Source organism: Promicromonospora kroppenstedtii DSM 19349 (assembly GCF_000515355.1).
GTDB classification, from domain to species: domain Bacteria; phylum Actinomycetota; class Actinomycetes; order Actinomycetales; family Cellulomonadaceae; genus Promicromonospora; species Promicromonospora kroppenstedtii.
Map to the genome: position 1 here is coordinate 13,543 of NZ_KI911746.1, position 622 is coordinate 14,164.

Here is a 622-nt window from a genome sequence, read left to right on the forward strand (position 1 = left end):
CGTCGCCGGACCCCGTTGCCTCGGCGACCTGCCGACGTAGGCTCCCGGCCTGGTCGACGAGGGTGCCGAGCACGTCGAAGACGACGGTCGGCCGGGCTGTCCGCATCTCCGCAGGCTGCATGCGCTCCACGTTAGCCGCCGCTGATTCGGCAGTCCGCGCTTGGCATCGGCAGTTGGCATCGAGATCGGCTCAGGCCTGAGCCGATCTCGATGCCAACTGCCGACTCTGTCGTGCAAACTGCCGAGGCTGGGGGCCAGCTGCCGGACCTGGGTGCCGCCTGCCGGGCGGTCGACTCGGACCGTGCTGCGCCTACTTCTGACTGTGCTGTCAGGGTGACGCCGAGCGCGTGGTGCTGCGCGGGCGGCGGGTGCCGCAGGTTCGGCAGTTGGCACTGAGATCGGTCCAGGCCTGAGCCGATCTCGATGCCAACTGCCGACTCTGTCGTGCAAACTGCCGACCGGCGGCCGGCGTCGGGGCTCGGTCGGTGGCGTCGGTCTCGGTCAGCGGCGAGGGGACCCGGGGCCCTTGCTGTGGCCCGAACTCTTGCCGTGGCCCGGACCCTTGCCCCTGTCGTGGTCGGCGCCGGGACCCTGGCCCTTGCCGGAGCTCTGGCCGTTGCCG